At 54.7% G+C, this 15882-nt stretch carries 13 protein-coding genes, 1 pseudogene and 1 riboswitch; of the genes and pseudogenes, 8 read left to right on the forward strand and 6 right to left on the reverse strand.

Going from position 1 to position 15882, the window contains the following annotated elements:
- Positions 1–24: 24 nt before the first annotated feature.
- The 3 genes and pseudogenes from nfi to nudC form a co-directional block, all read right to left on the reverse strand.
- Positions 25–691, reverse strand: a pseudogene (gene nfi / locus VRC33_RS20765) (deoxyribonuclease V).
- A 2-nt stretch (positions 692–693) separates the two neighbouring features.
- Complete coding sequence (gene hemE / locus VRC33_RS20770) at positions 694–1761, reverse strand: uroporphyrinogen decarboxylase (protein WP_338559048.1); 1068 nt, start codon at positions 1759–1761, stop codon at positions 694–696.
- 39 nt (positions 1762–1800) lie between these two features.
- A complete protein-coding gene (gene nudC, locus VRC33_RS20775; RefSeq protein WP_338559050.1) occupies positions 1801–2574 on the reverse strand; it encodes an NAD(+) diphosphatase in 774 nt (257 codons plus the stop codon).
- Positions 2575–2658: 84 nt separating this feature from the next.
- Here nudC and rsd point away from each other — a divergent pair, with 84 nt between their 5' ends.
- The 7 genes from rsd to thiH all read left to right on the forward strand — a co-directional run bounded on the left by rsd (position 2659) and on the right by thiH (position 8881).
- Positions 2659–3165, forward strand: coding sequence for a sigma D regulator (rsd, locus tag VRC33_RS20780; protein WP_338559053.1), 507 nt, complete (start codon positions 2659–2661; stop codon positions 3163–3165).
- A 113-nt stretch (positions 3166–3278) separates the two neighbouring features.
- Positions 3279–3379: riboswitch (TPP riboswitch) on the forward strand.
- Positions 3380–3468: 89 nt separating this feature from the next.
- On the forward strand, positions 3469–5403 hold the full coding sequence (gene thiC / locus VRC33_RS20785) for a phosphomethylpyrimidine synthase ThiC (RefSeq protein ID WP_338567447.1): 1935 nt from the start codon (positions 3469–3471) through the stop codon (positions 5401–5403).
- A complete protein-coding gene (gene thiE / locus VRC33_RS20790; protein ID WP_338559056.1) occupies positions 5400–6047 on the forward strand; it encodes a thiamine phosphate synthase in 648 nt (215 codons plus the stop codon). Before thiC ends, thiE begins: the two co-directional genes overlap by 4 nt.
- Complete coding sequence (locus tag VRC33_RS20795) at positions 6037–6798, forward strand: HesA/MoeB/ThiF family protein (protein WP_338576839.1); 762 nt, start codon at positions 6037–6039, stop codon at positions 6796–6798. The genes thiE and VRC33_RS20795 overlap by 11 nt, the downstream gene beginning before the upstream one ends.
- The gene (gene thiS / locus VRC33_RS20800) at positions 6782–6982 is read left to right on the forward strand and encodes a sulfur carrier protein ThiS (RefSeq protein ID WP_338559058.1); all 201 of its coding nucleotides are present in this window, start codon (positions 6782–6784) and stop codon (positions 6980–6982) included. The genes VRC33_RS20795 and thiS overlap by 17 nt, the downstream gene beginning before the upstream one ends.
- Position 6983: 1 nt before the next feature.
- A complete protein-coding gene (locus VRC33_RS20805) occupies positions 6984–7760 on the forward strand; it encodes a thiazole synthase (protein ID WP_338559060.1) in 777 nt (258 codons plus the stop codon).
- Complete coding sequence (thiH, locus tag VRC33_RS20810; RefSeq protein WP_338559062.1) at positions 7757–8881, forward strand: 2-iminoacetate synthase ThiH; 1125 nt, start codon at positions 7757–7759, stop codon at positions 8879–8881. The genes VRC33_RS20805 and thiH overlap by 4 nt, the downstream gene beginning before the upstream one ends.
- Positions 8882–9018: 137 nt before the next feature.
- Here thiH and VRC33_RS20815 read toward each other — a convergent pair whose 3' ends face one another.
- Positions 9019–10500, reverse strand: coding sequence for a PLP-dependent aminotransferase family protein (locus VRC33_RS20815; protein WP_338559064.1), 1482 nt, complete (start codon positions 10498–10500; stop codon positions 9019–9021).
- A 171-nt stretch (positions 10501–10671) separates the two neighbouring features.
- On the opposite strand from VRC33_RS20815, the gene VRC33_RS20820 reads away from it, so the two are divergent.
- The gene (locus VRC33_RS20820) at positions 10672–10863 is read left to right on the forward strand and encodes a DUF1127 domain-containing protein (protein WP_338559066.1); all 192 of its coding nucleotides are present in this window, start codon (positions 10672–10674) and stop codon (positions 10861–10863) included.
- A gap of 177 nt (positions 10864–11040) precedes the next feature.
- On the opposite strand, the gene uraH is transcribed toward VRC33_RS20820, so the two are convergent.
- Positions 11041–11445: a hydroxyisourate hydrolase gene (gene uraH, locus VRC33_RS20825; RefSeq protein ID WP_338564377.1), complete on the reverse strand. Its 405-nt coding sequence runs from the start codon at positions 11443–11445 to the stop codon at positions 11041–11043.
- Between the two features lie 178 nt (positions 11446–11623).
- Positions 11624–15844, reverse strand: a complete 4221-nt coding sequence (gene rpoC / locus VRC33_RS20830) for a DNA-directed RNA polymerase subunit beta' (RefSeq protein WP_338559069.1) — start codon at positions 15842–15844, stop codon at positions 11624–11626.
- Positions 15845–15882: the final 38 nt, after the last annotated feature.

The following is a 15882-nucleotide window of genomic DNA, read 5'->3' on the forward strand; positions in this document are numbered from 1 at the left end:
CCGAAAAGGGGGCAGGCGACACCGTTAACCCATCTGTTGCCAGCGGACAAAAGCAGGCCGCTGTGAAGCAACCGCATCGGCCCAGCGAGTGGGTTCTGGCAGGCGATAACCTTTCAGGCAGCTCTCTACCAGACTCAGGGCCGTGGTGTGATGGATACGATGGCCGGTAGAGATGAACAGAGGGTTACAACGCGCCTTGCTGCGCAGTACCCAGCCAATCTGCTCGCCTTTATCCATTAACGGCTGCGTGGTGCCTGGCGTCTCATCGAGAGGCTCAAATTTGCCACACAAACGTCGCTTGGCTACGCCTAATGTCGGCACATCCACCAGCAGCCCAAAATGGCTGGCAACACCCAGACGACGCGGATGGGCAATTCCCTGCCCGTCCACCATCAGCAGATCCGGCTTTTGCTCCAGTAGCTGCCAGGCAGCCAGCAGCGCCGGGTATTCACGAAAGGAGAGATAGCCGGGAATGTAGGGCATGGTGGTGGCAACACGTGCCACACGATGCTCAACCAGTTTTAACGAAGGATATTCCAGGATGACCAGGGCGGCGCGGGTCACGTCCCCCCTGTTCAAACCCCACATCGGCACCGCCAATGTATCGGGGAGGCATCACATCAAAATCGTCCTCACGCACTACTTCTGCTGCGCGTGCAAGCTGCTCCTGCTTTAATGCCTGAATATCCATGTTTACTCCTGATGGTAAGGGCGTGAAAGTTTGTGAACTGCCTCCACAAATACGCCAGCGTTTTCAGGCGGGACATCCTGATGGATGCCATGACCCAGGTTAAATACGTGGCCCGTGCCGTTGCCAAAGCCGGCCAGAATAGAGGCGACTTCCTGCTCAATACGGGCGGGCGATGCGTAAAGCATAGACGGATCCATGTTGCCCTGTAGGGCCACCTTATCGCCAACGCGGCGACGCGCATCGCCAATGTCGGTAGTCCAGTCCAGACCCAGCGCATCACAACCGGTGGCAGCCATCGCTTCAAGCCACTGTCCGCCGCCCTTGGTGAACATGGTCACCGGCACGCGGCGGCCGTCGTTTTCACGCTGCAGACCATCGATAATTTTGTGCATGTAGTGCAGCGAAAACTCGAGATAGTCACGGCCTGTCAGCACGCCGCCCCAGGTATCAAAGATCATCACCGACTGCGCTCCGGCACGGATCTGAGCATTGAGGTAAAGCGTGACGCTGTCTGCCAGTTTATCCAGCATCAGGTGCAGGGTTTCCGGCTCGGCATACATCATTTTTTTCAGTTTGGTGAAGGCCTTGCTGCTGCCGCCTTCAACCATGTAGGTAGCCAGCGTCCAGGGACTGCCGGTGAAGCCGATCAGAGGCACTTCGCCGTTGAGATTTTTACGGATGGTACGCACCGCGTTCATCACATAGCCCAGCTCCTGCTCCGGATCCGGCACGGGCAGTTTTTCAACGTCTGCACGACAGGTGATCGGGTTGGAGAAACGCGGGCCTTCACCTGCTTCAAAATAGAGGCCTAATCCCATCGCATCAGGAATGGTCAGGATATCCGAGAACAGGATAGCCGCATCAAGCGGATAGCGACGCAGCGGTTGTAGCGTAACCTCACAGGCCAGCTCGGCATTTTTGCACAGCGACATAAAATCCCCGGCCACTGCACGGGTTGCTTTGTACTCTGGCAGATAGCGACCGGCCTGGCGCATCATCCACACTGGCGTCACATCTACAGGCTGGCGCAGCAGGGCGCGCAAATAACGGTCGTTCTTCAGTTCACTCATCTTCAGGGCTCTCTTTCATTCAGGCGCGCAGTATATCATTCATTCGGCTTCGGCGCGGCAGAGCGCCACCGTGTCCTCTATCAGGCGGCGGGCTACGGTTCCGGCAGGCGGCAACTGCGGTAAGGCATCAAAACGGTACCAGCCCGCATCCAGCAGCTCTTTGGGATCGATATTGATTTCACCACTGTCGTAATCGGCCAGATACGCCACCATCAGCGACTGTGGGAAGGGCCAGGGCTGCGAGGAGACGTAGCGCAAATTTTTCACTTTCAGCGCACTCTCTTCCATCACTTCACGTGCCACCGCCTGTTCGAGCGTTTCGCCGACTTCAACAAAGCCCGCCAGCACCGTATAGATTCCGTTACGGTGTTTAGTGTGCTGGGCCAGTAGAATTTCTTCTCCGCGACGGATCGCAACAATGATGCAGGGGGAAATTTGAGGATAATAACGCTGGCGACAGTGGCGACAGAGGCAGGCCCATTCGGTTTTGCTGTGATGCATTTCGTGACCACAATAGCCGCACCACTTATGGGATCGGTAGAACTCCGCCAGTTGAATCCCCTTCCCGGCAAGCTGAAACAGGCCGACATCCTGGTCAAGGATCTGCCGTAACGATCCCATGCCGCTGTCCCGATTTTCAGAGATCAAAAAGACAGGATCGCCCTGCCATTCACCGATTAAAGATCCCTGGGATCCCACAACGTTTAAATCTTGTGCGCTACCGAACGGTAATTGACCTTTTGGTAACCAAAGTTTATGTTCGTGACTGACAACCCACCAGCCAACGTCTACGCTTGTTATCTCACGTGCCATAAATTTGCTCATCCTCAGCTTACAGACTTTCTGAATTACTGGATTGGGTTTGAAAAGTTTACAATTACACTCATGGAGTTTCTCATGCTAAACCAGTTAGAAGTCCTGACCGCGCGTGTTGGCGGATGTAGCGACCTGGTAGACTTTTGCCTGCGCTCGCGCAAGCAGCTACTGATTACCTATTATCATCTGGTTGGCATCAAGCCTAACAAGGAATCAGTGACTACGCTCGACGAAAACGCGCTGGATAATTTCTGCCAGGGGTTAGTGGATTACCTTTCTACAGGCCACTTCACAATTTATGAGCGTTTTATCGAAGAGATGGAAGGCAGCGAGCAATTAGCCAGAGCCGCCATTATTTACCCCTCTTTGCAGGCCAATACCGAGCTGATTATGCAGGTTTATGATTCGCATCTGGAATGCGCCATCGATCATGATAACTATCTGGAGTTCCAGACTGCCTTGTCGTCCGTGGGGGAAGCGCTGGAAGCCAGATTTACCCTTGAAGACAGATTTATTCAGCTGGCCCTGGAAAAAAACGGCGTTAATCTTGCCGCCGCGAATGATAACGCCCTGGCCCGCCCCGCTTAACGTTACGAAAATGTTGCAGTTTTAAAAAAGCCCCTTTATGCTGAAGGGGCTATAAGCGGTGAGCGAAACTTTTCACCACCGCCATTTTGCTGGTGCCTCTGCGTACCGCAAAATTCTTCTTGTCGGAGTGCCCTAAGGGGCTGAGACCGTTAATTCGGGATCCGCGGAACCTGATCAGGTTAGTACCTGCGAAGGGAACAAGAGTAAACATTCAGTGAGGGTGTGGATCCCTGCGTTTTCACACCCTGCGCTTACTCCTCCGGACTCCAGGCAAGCAAATTCCCTATTTTTCAGGAACGAGCTATGTCTACCAGTACTAAAAAACCTACCCGTCGCGAGCAACGTGCCGAGGCACAAAAGTTTATCGACTCCCTGCAAGGAACAGCCTTCCCCAATTCCAAACGCATCTGGCTTACCGGTTCCCGTGATGATATTCGTGTCCCCATGCGCGAAATCCAGCTCACTCCTACCCGGGTGGGCGGCAGTAAAGACCAACCCCGTTTTGAAGAGAATGAGCCGGTGCCGGTCTATGACACCGCCGGGCCTTATGGCGATCCCGAGGCGGAAATAGATGTGCATCGCGGGCTGGCAAAGCTGCGTAACGACTGGATCCTCGCCCGGGGCGATACCGGGCACATTGAGCAGCTAAGCTCGGTTTATACGCAGCAACGGCTGGCGGACGAAGGCCTCGATCACCTGCGTTTCGATCAACTGCCCCGGCCACGAAAAGCCCTTGCTGGGCGCTGCGTCACACAGCTGCATTATGCCCGTCTGGGCGTAATTACTCCTGAGATGGAATTTATCGCTCTGCGTGAAAACATGGGTCGTGAACGGATCCGTGGCGAAGTCCTGTTACAACAGCATCCGGGTCATGGCTTCGGTGCCCTGCTGCCGGAGAACATCACTCCTGAGTTTGTCCGTCAGGAAGTGGCCGCCGGACGCGCCATTATCCCCGCCAATATCAACCATCCAGAGTCCGAGCCGATGATCATTGGCCGTAACTTCCTGGTGAAGATCAATGCCAACATCGGCAATTCTGCGGTCAGCTCTTCAATTGAAGAAGAGGTGGAGAAGCTGGTGTGGTCGGCACGCTGGGGGGCCGATACGGTGATGGATCTCTCTACCGGGCGCAATATTCATGAAACCCGCGAATGGATCCTGCGCAACAGTCCGGTTCCCATTGGTACGGTGCCGATTTATCAGGCGCTGGAGAAGGTGAACGGCGTGGCAGAAGATCTGAACTGGGAAGTGTTCCGGGATACGCTGCTGGAGCAGGCCGAGCAGGGTGTCGACTACTTCACCATTCACGCAGGGGTGCTGCTGCGCTACGTGCCGATGACCGCTAAACGTCTGACCGGTATCGTCTCTCGCGGAGGCTCGATCATGGCGAAGTGGTGCCTGTCGCACCATAAAGAGAGTTTCCTGTATGAACACTTCCGTGAGATCTGCGAACTGTGCGCGGCCTATGACGTCTCGCTGTCGCTGGGTGATGGCCTCCGTCCTGGCTCCATTCAGGATGCCAACGATGAAGCGCAGTTTGCCGAGTTGCGCACGCTGGGTGAGCTGACCAAAATTGCCTGGGAGTATGACGTTCAGGTGATGATCGAAGGGCCGGGTCATGTTCCGATGCAGATGATCCGCCGCAATATGACCGAACAGCTTGAACACTGCCATGAAGCACCTTTCTACACTTTAGGCCCGCTGACTACGGATATCGCACCGGGATATGACCATTTCACGTCAGGCATTGGCGCCGCGATGATCGGCTGGTTCGGCTGCGCCATGCTGTGCTACGTGACGCCTAAAGAGCACCTTGGTCTGCCCAATAAAGAGGACGTTAAGCAGGGGCTGATCACCTATAAGATCGCTGCGCATGCTGCCGATCTTGCTAAAGGTCATCCCGGCGCGCAGATCCGCGACAACGCCATGTCTAAAGCCCGCTTCGAATTCCGCTGGGAAGATCAGTTTAATCTGGCGCTGGATCCCCATACCGCCCGCGCTTATCACGATGAGACGCTGCCGCAGGAATCGGGCAAGGTTGCGCATTTTTGCTCAATGTGTGGGCCAAAATTCTGCTCAATGAAAATCACTCAGGAAGTCCGCGAGTATGCCGCCAGACAGGAAGCCGAAGCGCAACCGGTAGAGATTGGCATGGCTGAAATGTCCCGGGCTTTCCGCAAGCGAGGCAGTGAGCTTTACCATCCTGCCGATGCATTTACACCGGAGGAAAAAGCATGAGTCGTGGTCCCTTTCCCGCAACGGCTGCACGTCTCGGCCTCTACCCGGTGGTGGAAACGGTAGCATGGGTTGAGCGCCTGCTGGATGCTGGCGTGCGTACGCTGCAACTCCGCATTAAGGATCTTCCGGAACAGGCGGTAGAACAGGATATCGCGGCGGCCGTGGCGCTGGGCAAACGCTATCAGGCACGCCTGTTTATCAATGATTACTGGCGCCTGGCCATCAGGTATCAGGCGTATGGCGTGCATCTGGGACAGGAAGATCTGGATGTGGCCGACCTGGATGCCCTGCACCGGGCCGGATTGAGACTGGGTCTTTCAACACATGATGACAGCGAGCTGGATCGTGCGCTGGCTGAACAGCCCTCCTATATCGCCCTGGGACATGTGTTTCCCACGCAAACGAAAGCGATGCCCTCCTCCCCTCAGGGGCTGGAAGAGCTGAAGCGCCATGTTTCCAGGCTGAAGGGGATATCAACCGTGGCAATCGGTGGCATCAGTCTGGAACGTGCACCACAAGTACTGGCTACAGGCGTGGGTAGCATTGCCGTCGTCAGCGCTATTACCCAGGCTGCCGACTGGCGGGCCGCTACGGCGCAGCTGCTTGAACTGGCCGGGACAGGAGAAGAAACTGATGTTCAGTGACAGTGACTTTATGCGTTACAGCCGTCAGCTACTGCTGGAGGAGTTTGGTCTGGACGGTCAGCAAAAGCTTCAGGCGGCCAGCGTGCTGATTATCGGCCTTGGCGGCCTGGGTTCACCAGCCGCTCTTTACCTCGCGGCGGCAGGTGTGGGCAAGCTGGTGCTGGCTGATGATGATGAGGTGCATATCAGCAATCTTCAACGGCAGATCCTCTTCCGCTCCACCGAAACCGGCCAGTCAAAGGTCGCAATGGCCAAAAAGCACCTTCAGGCCCTGAACCCGCAAGTTGAGTTTATCGCGCTGGATCGCCGCATGACCGCTGATGCGCTGAATGAAACCGTGCAGTGGGTCGATCTGGTGCTGGATTGCAGCGATAACATGGAAACACGCCATGCCGTGAATGCTGCCTGCGTCAGGAATGCCAGACCCCTGATCAGCGCCAGCGCGGTGGGTTTTGGCGGCCAGTTACTGGTTCTGACCCCGCCCTTTACCCACGGCTGCTATCGCTGCCTGTGGCCAGATGAAGCAGAGCCACAACGTAATTGCCGCAATGCCGGCGTTCTTGGCCCGGTAGTGGGTGTAATGGGGACGCTTCAGGCGCTGGAGGCGCTGAAAATGCTTGCCGGTCAGCCTTCCAGTCTTGCTGGCAAACTGCGCCTGTTTGACGGACGGCAGCAAACCTGGCGAACGCTGTCGCTGGAACGCAGTGCCGGCTGCAAAGTTTGTGGGAGCAGTCATGAAATTGCTTGTTAACGATGACAGCCTGACGCTGGCTGGCACACCAACCCTGGTCGGGCTTCTGGAGCATCTTAGCCGCCACCAGCCCGGTACCGCGCTGGCGGTAAATCAGCACATTATTTCCCGTGACCGCTGGTCTGACTATTACTTACAGGAGGGCGATGAAGTGGTGATTTTCCAGGCCATCGCCGGAGGCTGATATGCTGAAGATTGCTGATAAAACCTTTTCATCACGTCTTTTTACCGGCACCGGTAAATTCTCCAGTCCGCAGGTGATGCTTGATGCCCTGCGCGAGTCCGGCAGCCAGCTGGTGACGATGGCTATGAAGCGGGTGGATTTGCGCGGTGGCGATGACGGGATATTGCGCCCGTTACAGGAGTTGGGAGTTCAGCTACTGCCAAATACCTCCGGTGCCAAAACGGCCGAAGAAGCTATCTTCGCCGCTCGTCTTGCGCGCGAGGCTCTGGGCACAAGCTGGCTGAAGCTGGAGATCCATCCCGATGTCCGCTACCTGCTACCTGATGCTATTGAAACGCTGAAAGCGGCAGAAACGCTGGTAAGAGAAGGATTTACCGTCTTGCCCTACTGCCATGCCGATCCCGTGCTTTGCCGGCGACTGGAGGAAGTGGGTTGTGCGGCAGTAATGCCTCTTGGTGCACCCATTGGCAGCAATCAGGGGCTTAAAACGCGCGATCTCCTGGCAATCATTATTGAGCAGGCCGGGATCCCGGTAGTAATTGATGCCGGGATTGGCGCCCCAAGCCACGCCAGCGAAGCCCTGGAACTGGGCGCGGATGCCGTACTGGTCAATACTGCTATAGCCTCCGCGCAGGATCCGGTGCAGATGGCTCGCGCCTTTAAGCTGGCCGTTGAGGCAGGGGCACTGGCCTGGCGTAGCGGATTAGGTAGCCGGCATTATCAGGCCGTAGCCACCAGCCCGCTAACCAGTTTCCTGCAGGCCGGAGAACCGGTATGAAAAGTTTTGTCTCGCAGTGGGAGCAACTGGAGTGGGATGACATCCGCATGCGGATCCACAGCAAAACAGCGGCCGATGTGGAGCGCGCCCTGAACGCCGCGAAAGTGGGCCGCGAGGAGTTGATGGCCCTGCTCTCTCCCGCAGCCCAGGCCTATCTGGAACCGCTGGCGCAAAAAGCCCAGCGTCTTACCCGTCAGCGATTCGGCCATGCTGTTAATCTTTTTGTCCCGCTCTATCTTTCCAATCTTTGCGCCAACGACTGTACCTACTGCGGCTTCTCAATGAGTAACCGCATCAGGCGCAAAACGCTGGACGCAGAGGAGATCGCGCGGGAGTGTGCCGCCATCCGCGCGATGGGCTTCGACAATTTATTACTGGTAACGGGTGAACATCAGAGCAAAGTAGGCATGGCTTATTTCCGTGAACATTTACCGGCTATTCGACAGCACTTCAGCTCTCTGATGATGGAAGTCCAGCCGATGAGTGAAGCTGAGTATGCCGAACTGAAAACGCTGGGGCTGGATGGCGTGTTGGTTTATCAGGAGACCTACCACCCTTCTGTTTACAGCCAGCATCATCTGAAAGGCAATAAACAGGATTTCTTCTTCCGGCTGGAAACGCCGGACAGGCTGGGGCGGGCTGGTGTGGATAAGATTGGCCTTGGGGCCTTGATCGGCCTGTCGGACAGCTGGCGGACTGACTGCTATATGATGGCAGAGCATCTGCTGTGGTTACAGAAAACGTACTGGCAGAGCCGGTATTCCGTGGCCTTCCCCCGGCTGCGCCCCTGTGCTGGCGGTATACAGCCAGCGTCTTTGATGGATGAGGCTCAACTGGTTCAGGTGATTTGCGCTTTCCGGTTGTTTGCACCCGAAGTGGAGCAGTCGCTCTCGACGCGTGAGTCGCCACAGTTTCGCGATAAAGTTGTGCCGCTGGCGATTAATACCCTCAGCGCCTTTTCCAAAACTCAGCCAGGTGGCTACGCTGATGGCCAGACAGAGCTGGAACAGTTCTCGCCTCACGATAACCGCCGGCCTCAGCAGGTGGCAGAAGCGCTGGTGGCTGCGGGGATGCAGCCAGTCTGGAAAGACTGGGATGGTTATCTGGGAAGGGGCTCGTAAAAAAAGTGACACGCAGGTAATGAGATAAATAATCTCTGGAAGCAGCAACACATTGTCAGCCACCTCCGCTGGGATCCCTCAGCAGAGGCGGTAAAGTGACCGCGTTGACCCCCTCAGGGGGTTGACCAGGGTCAGGATTACTCCCTCATGCTGACCCTGCCTTCTTGTTCCAGCGAAGGAACTGAAGAAGGGAGAGTCAATCCGCAGCGTTCCATAGCACGCTCTACTGCCGCACCAAGGATTTCTAAAGCTTTGTCGGTTTTTTCATTAAAAGGTTGGGCATAACTCAGACGTAAACAGTTGCGATATTTACCCGAGGCGGAGAACAAAGACCCTACGGCGACCTGCAGCTTAGCCTCCCGTAGTTCCTTATTGAGGCGCACTGCATCAAAGGCTTCCGGAAGCTCAATCCACATCAAAAACCCGCCCTGTGGCCGGGTGACACAAATACCACAGGGGAAATAATGCCTGACCCAATGCGTGAAAACTTCCAGATTACGCTGGTATTGCTGACGCATACGGCGGAGATGCGCAGGGTAATGCCCCTGACGAACAAATTCGGCTATTGCCATCTGTGTTTGCGTCGCGGTTGAGCCGGTCACGATGTATTTCATATGCAAAACGCGATCTAAATAACGCCCTGGCACTACCCAGCCAACCCGTAATCCGGGAGCGACAGTTTTGGAAAAAGAGCTGCACAGCAATACACGTCCCTCATCATCAAACGACTTGATGGTGACTGGACGGGGATAGTCATAAGCCAGTTCACCATAGACATCGTCTTCAACGATCGCCACATCAAATCGTTGTGCCAGCGCAAGCAATGCACGCTTACGGGATTCCGGCATGATAAACCCCAATGGATTATTGCAGTTTGGCACCACCACCACCGCTTTTACCGGCCACTGTTCAAAGGCCAGCTCCAGTGCTTCAAGGCTGATGCCTGTCTGGGAGTCGGTAGGGATCTCAATGGCCCGGATTCCAAAACCCCGCAGCGTTTGCATAATGCCGTGGAAAGTCGGGGACTCTACCGCCACGATTTCGCCTGGCTGGCACACAGCACGAATTGAGACGGATAACGCTTCATGACAGCCGGTGGTGATCACTATGTCATCAGGCGTCAGATGGCATCCACCATCCACAGAAAGTCGGGCAATCTGTTCACGTAATTCAGGCACACCGTAGATATTGTCGTAACTCAGCAACCGCGCATCCTGCCGGTGCCCGAGGCGACTCATAATTTTCCACAGCGGTTTGAGGGTGGGTTGTTCGAGATCGGGCATGCCGCTGCCAAGCTGAAAAATATCTTTTTCCTGCCTGGCATTCAGAAGTTCCAGCACGGCATCCCACTGGGTAATTTCAACCGGACGCTGTGCCGGGCGGGTCAGGGCTGGCACTGGAGGTTCTGCTTTACGCGGAGTCACAAAATAGCCGGAACGGGGCTGAGGAGTGATGAGCTGACGCTCTTCCAGCAAATGATAAGCCTGCTGAACCGTACTGATGCTGACGCCATGCTCAGCGCTCAGGATCCTTACCGAGGGCAGCCGTTCACCACACTGGTACAAACCCTGTTGAATGCGCTCAGCCAGTAGATCAGCCAGATGTTGATATCGCGTCATCGTATCTCCTCCCACCCATTTTTATACAAAAAACCAGTACAGATTCGGTTTCCTGTCACCATTCAGACTCACTATCCCGCAATCTGTATGTTAAATAAAGGTGAATTTTGCATCTGTATTGCTTTTGCGTTGCTGGTCAAAATAGCGTTAAAACCAGATGAGGAGAGCAGGATGGAATTTCAAGAAAACCGCGCTGCGCGGCCCTTCGCAGCATCGCCTTTTAAGCTGATGTTCAGATTGCCTTACCGGTTATGGAAAGCCTGGCGGCTCCGTAGCCAGACCCGCAAAATCCTCTCCGGATTGAGCGACACGCAGTTAAAAGATATCGGATTAACCTGTGAAGATATTCGCCGGTATAAGTAATGTGGTGTGGCATTGGGGATTCGACGTTGGGCATTGGGCAACAGTCAGGCTCCCCATTACCAGAGGTAATCCAGCCGGGTTACCTCAATTTTTATCCTGCATAAATGACACAAAACCGCCTTTAAGGGCGGTTTTTTTATCAGCGCTACTTTGCCAGTGGATGTTTACCTCCTGAGATCAGTTGCCCCGATAAGTGGAATACCCATACTGGCTCAGTAACAGCGGGATATGTAAATGTTCGCCGCTCTCTTCAACATGGAAGATCACCGGGATCTCAGGGAAAAATGTTGGCTGTTTAACCTTCTTAAAATAGTCTCCCGTTTTGAAGACCACCTTATAGTCTCCCTGGGCCAGTTGTTTATCTGCCGGGAACAATGCCGCAATACGACCATTCCGATCGGTAGTCCCCGAGGCCAGTTTTATCCATTGCCCTTTTTGCTGTTGCTCAAGGTCAACCTCAATCCCTGCTGTAGGGACGCCTGTCTGCAGATTCAGTACATGCACGCTGACCGGGTTTTTCACCGTAGCCTGGTCCGCTGCATTTGAGATCAACGGGGCCAGGGCCAGAGAAGCCAGCAGCATTGTTTTTACCAGAGTCATAAATATCCTTAGTGAGTGATTGCTAGCAAAACAATACCCTTTTTATTAGCAATGTAAGCATAATGACTTTCAAATCTGAAATTTCCCAGACGAGCCGGATTACAGGCATAAAAAAACCGCTCCGGAGAGCGGTTTTTAACGTCAGGGACAGAAACGAGGATTAGTCGTTTTTGCCACCCAGACCAGCGTTCAGCAGTTCTGCCAGGCTGGCAGACGCTTCGTCCGCAGTCACCTGAGGTGCCACTGGCGTTTCGCCAACAGCACGGCGACGCATACGATCCTGATGATAAGCGTATCCGGTACCGGCTGGGATCAGACGGCCCACAATAACGTTCTCTTTCAGGCCGCGCAGTTCGTCGCGTTTGCCCGCAACGGCTGCTTCGGTCAGTACGCGCGTCGTTTCCTGGAACGATGCTGCCGAGATGAAGGACTCGGTTGCCAGAGAAGCTTTGGTGATACCCAGCAGATCGCGAGCGAAAGTCGCTGCGATTTTGCCGTTGGCTTCGAGCTCACGGTTAGCAATTTTAACGCGTGAGAACTCAACCTGCTCACCATCCAGGAAGTCGGCGCTGCCTGCACTTGCAATGGTCGCTTTACGCAGCATCTGACGAACGATGACTTCGATGTGCTTATCGTTAATCTTAACGCCTTGCAGACGGTAAACTTCCTGCACTTCGTTAGTGATGTAACGGGTCACCGCATGCACGCCACGCAGACGCAGAATGTCATGTGGAGACTCAGGGCCATCGGAAACCACGTCACCACGCTCAACACGTTCACCTTCGAACACGTTCAGCTGACGCCATTTCGGAATCATCTCTTCGTAATGATCGCTGCCATCAATCGGGGTGATAACCAGACGACGTTTTCCTTTGGTCTCTTTACCGAAGGAAATGATGCCGCTGATTTCAGCCAGGATTGCCGGCTCTTTCGGACGACGGGCTTCGAACAGGTCAGCAACGCGTGGCAGACCACCGGTGATGTCCTTGGTACCGCCAGATTCCTGAGGTACACGAGCCAGGGTGTCACCAGAACTGATCTTGATGCCATCTTCCAGCTGCACAATCGCTTTACCTGGCAGGAAGTACTGAGCAGGCATATCGGAGCCTGGGATCATCACATCGTTGCCGTTGGCATCAACAATTTTCAGCGCTGGACGCAGATCTTTACCACCGGCAGTACGTTCCGCACTGTCCAGGATCACCAGAGAGGAGAGACCGGTAAGGTCATCCGTCTGACGGGTAATGGTCTGGCCGTCAATCATGTCAGTGAAGCGAATGAAACCGCTCACTTCGGTGATAACCGGCATGGTATGCGGATCCCAGTTTGCTACGGTCTCGCCCGCTGCAACCTGCTCGCCGTCACCTTTCGCCATGGTAGAACCGTAAGGAACTTTATAGCTCTCTTTGGTACGACCAAATTCGTCGATCATCTTCAGTTCGGTGTTACGTGAAGTCACCACCAGCTTGCCAGCGGAGTTAGTAACCGACTTGGCGTTGATCAGCTTCAGCGTACCTTTGTTCTTCACCTGGATGCTGGATTCAGCAGCCGCACGAGATGCCGCACCACCGATGTGGAACGTACGCATCGTCAGCTGGGTACCCGGCTCACCGATGGACTGAGCAGCGATAACGCCGATGGCCTCACCTTTGTTGATGATGTGACCACGTGCCAGATCGCGTCCGTAACAGTGTGCACACACGCCGAAGTCGGTTTCACAACCTACTACAGAGCGAACTTTCAGGCTGTCAACAGAGTGCTCTTCCAACAGGTCACACTGCTGTTCGTGCAGCAGCGTGTTACGCGGCAACAGGATATCAGCGGTACCTGGCTTCAGCACGTCTTCAGCAGTCACACGACCCAGAACACGTTCGCGCAGTGGCTCTTTAACATCGCCACCCTCGATAACCGGGGTCATCATGATACCTTCGTGGGTACCACAATCGTCCTCGGTCACTACCAGATCCTGTGCCACGTCAACCAGACGACGGGTCAGGTAACCGGAGTTCGCGGTTTTCAGTGCGGTATCCGCAAGACCTTTACGAGCACCGTGAGTAGAGATGAAGTACTGGAGTACGTTCAGACCTTCACGGAAGTTCGCGGTAATTGGCGTCTCGATGATTGAGCCATCTGGCTTAGCCATCAGACCACGCATACCGGCCAGCTGACGAATCTGTGCAGCAGAACCACGCGCACCGGAGTCGGCCATCATAAAGATGCTGTTGAAGGAAACCTGACGCTCTTCTTCGCCATCGCGGTTGATCACGACTTCAGTAGAGAGGTTTTCCATCATCGCTTTAGCAACGCGTTCGTTGGCCGCAGCCCAGATATCGATCACTTTGTTATAGCGTTCGCCAGCGGTAACCAGACCAGACTGGAACTGCTCCTGAATCTCAGCCACTTCCGCTTCCGCTTCGGTGATGATTTCCACTTTCTTCTCTGGGATAACCATGTCGTCGATACCTACAGACGCGCCGGAGCGTGCTGCATAGGCAAAGCCGGTGTACATGGTCTGGTCAGCAAAGATAACGGTCGGCTTCAGGCCCAGAATGCGGTAACAGGTGTTCAGCATTTTGGAGATAGCTTTCTTGCCCAGCGCCTGGTTGACGATAGAGTACGGCAGACCTTTTGGTACGATCATCCACAGGATGGCGCGACCAATGGTGGTATCGATGATGCTGGTTTTAGTAACCCACTCATCCTGCTCGTTCTTTTCGTGCTCGGTGATACGCACTTTCACACGAGCGTGCAGAGAGGCCAGACCGGCGCGATAAACACGCTCCGCTTCTTTAGGGCCAGTCAGCACCATGCCTTCGCCTTTGGCGTTAACACAGTCGCGGGTCATGTAGTACAGACCCAGTACAACGTCCTGAGAAGGAACGATGATTGGCTCACCGTTCGCTGGAGACAGGATGTTGTTGGTAGACATCATCAACGCACGCGCTTCCAGCTGGGCTTCCAGCGTCAGCGGTACGTGAACAGCCATCTGGTCACCATCGAAGTCGGCGTTATAAGCCGCACAGACCAGCGGGTGCAGCTGGATAGCTTTACCTTCGATCAGTACTGGCTCAAATGCCTGGATGCCCAGACGGTGCAGAGTTGGTGCACGGTTCAGCAGGACCGGGTGTTCGCGGATCACTTCGTCCAGGATATCCCAGACTACAGCTTCTTCACGCTCAACCATTTTCTTGGCGGCTTTGATGGTGGTAGCAAGACCACGCAGTTCCAGCTTGCCGTAGATGAACGGTTTGAACAGCTCCAGTGCCATTTTCTTCGGCAGACCACACTGGTGCAGACGCAGGTATGGACCTACGGTGATAACGGAACGACCAGAGTAGTCGACACGTTTACCCAGCAAGTTCTGACGGAAACGACCCTGCTTACCTTTGATCATGTCGGCCAAAGATTTCAGAGGACGCTTGTTAGAACCGGTGATCGCACGACCGCGACGGCCGTTATCCAGCAGCGCATCTACCGCTTCCTGCAGCATACGTTTTTCGTTACGTACGATGATATCTGGCGCAGCCAGATCCAGCAGGCGTTTCAGACGGTTGTTACGGTTGATTACGCGACGATAAAGATCGTTCAGATCCGACGTGGCGAAACGACCGCCGTCCAGCGGTACCAGCGGACGCAGATCCGGTGGCAGTACAGGCAGCACGGTCAGGATCATCCACTCTGGCTTGTTACCAGACTGAACGAACGCTTCCAGCAGCTTGATACGCTTGGTCAGTTTTTTGCGTTTGGTTTCGGAGTTGGTTTCGGTCAGCTCTTCACGCAGCTGCTCGCATTCCTGCTCCAGGTCCATGTTTTTCAACAGGGCCTGAATAGCTTCCGCACCCATTTTGGCATCGAACTCATCACCAAACTCTTCCAGCGCGTCCAGATACTGCTCTTCAGTCAGGATCTGACGACGCTCAAGGTTGGTCATGCCGCCTTCAACAACGACATAAGATTCGAAGTAAAGCACGCGTTCGATGTCACGCAGTGGCATATCCAGCAGCAAACCGATGCGCGAAGGCAGCGATTTCAGGAACCAGATGTGCGCAGTAGGTGATGCCAGCTCAATGTGGCCCATGCGCTCACGGCGAACTTTGGTCTGTGTAACTTCAACGCCACACTTCTCGCAGATAACACCACGGTGCTTCAGGCGCTTGTACTTACCGCACAAGCACTCATAGTCTTTTACCGGCCCGAAAATACGCGCACAGAAAAGCCCGTCACGTTCAGGTTTGAACGTACGGTAGTTAATGGTCTCTGGCTTTTTAACTTCACCAAACGACCATGAACGGATCATGTCTGGCGAAGCCAGAGCAATTTTGATCGCACTAAACTCTTCAGTCTTAGTTTGCGCTTTCAGAAACTTAAGTAAGTCTTTCACGGATTAGCTCCCGTCGGAGTGAGACTTCTCAGCACGCC

The sequence above is a fragment of the Erwinia sp. E_sp_B01_1 genome, from assembly GCF_036865545.1.
Lineage (GTDB): Bacteria > Pseudomonadota > Gammaproteobacteria > Enterobacterales > Enterobacteriaceae > Erwinia.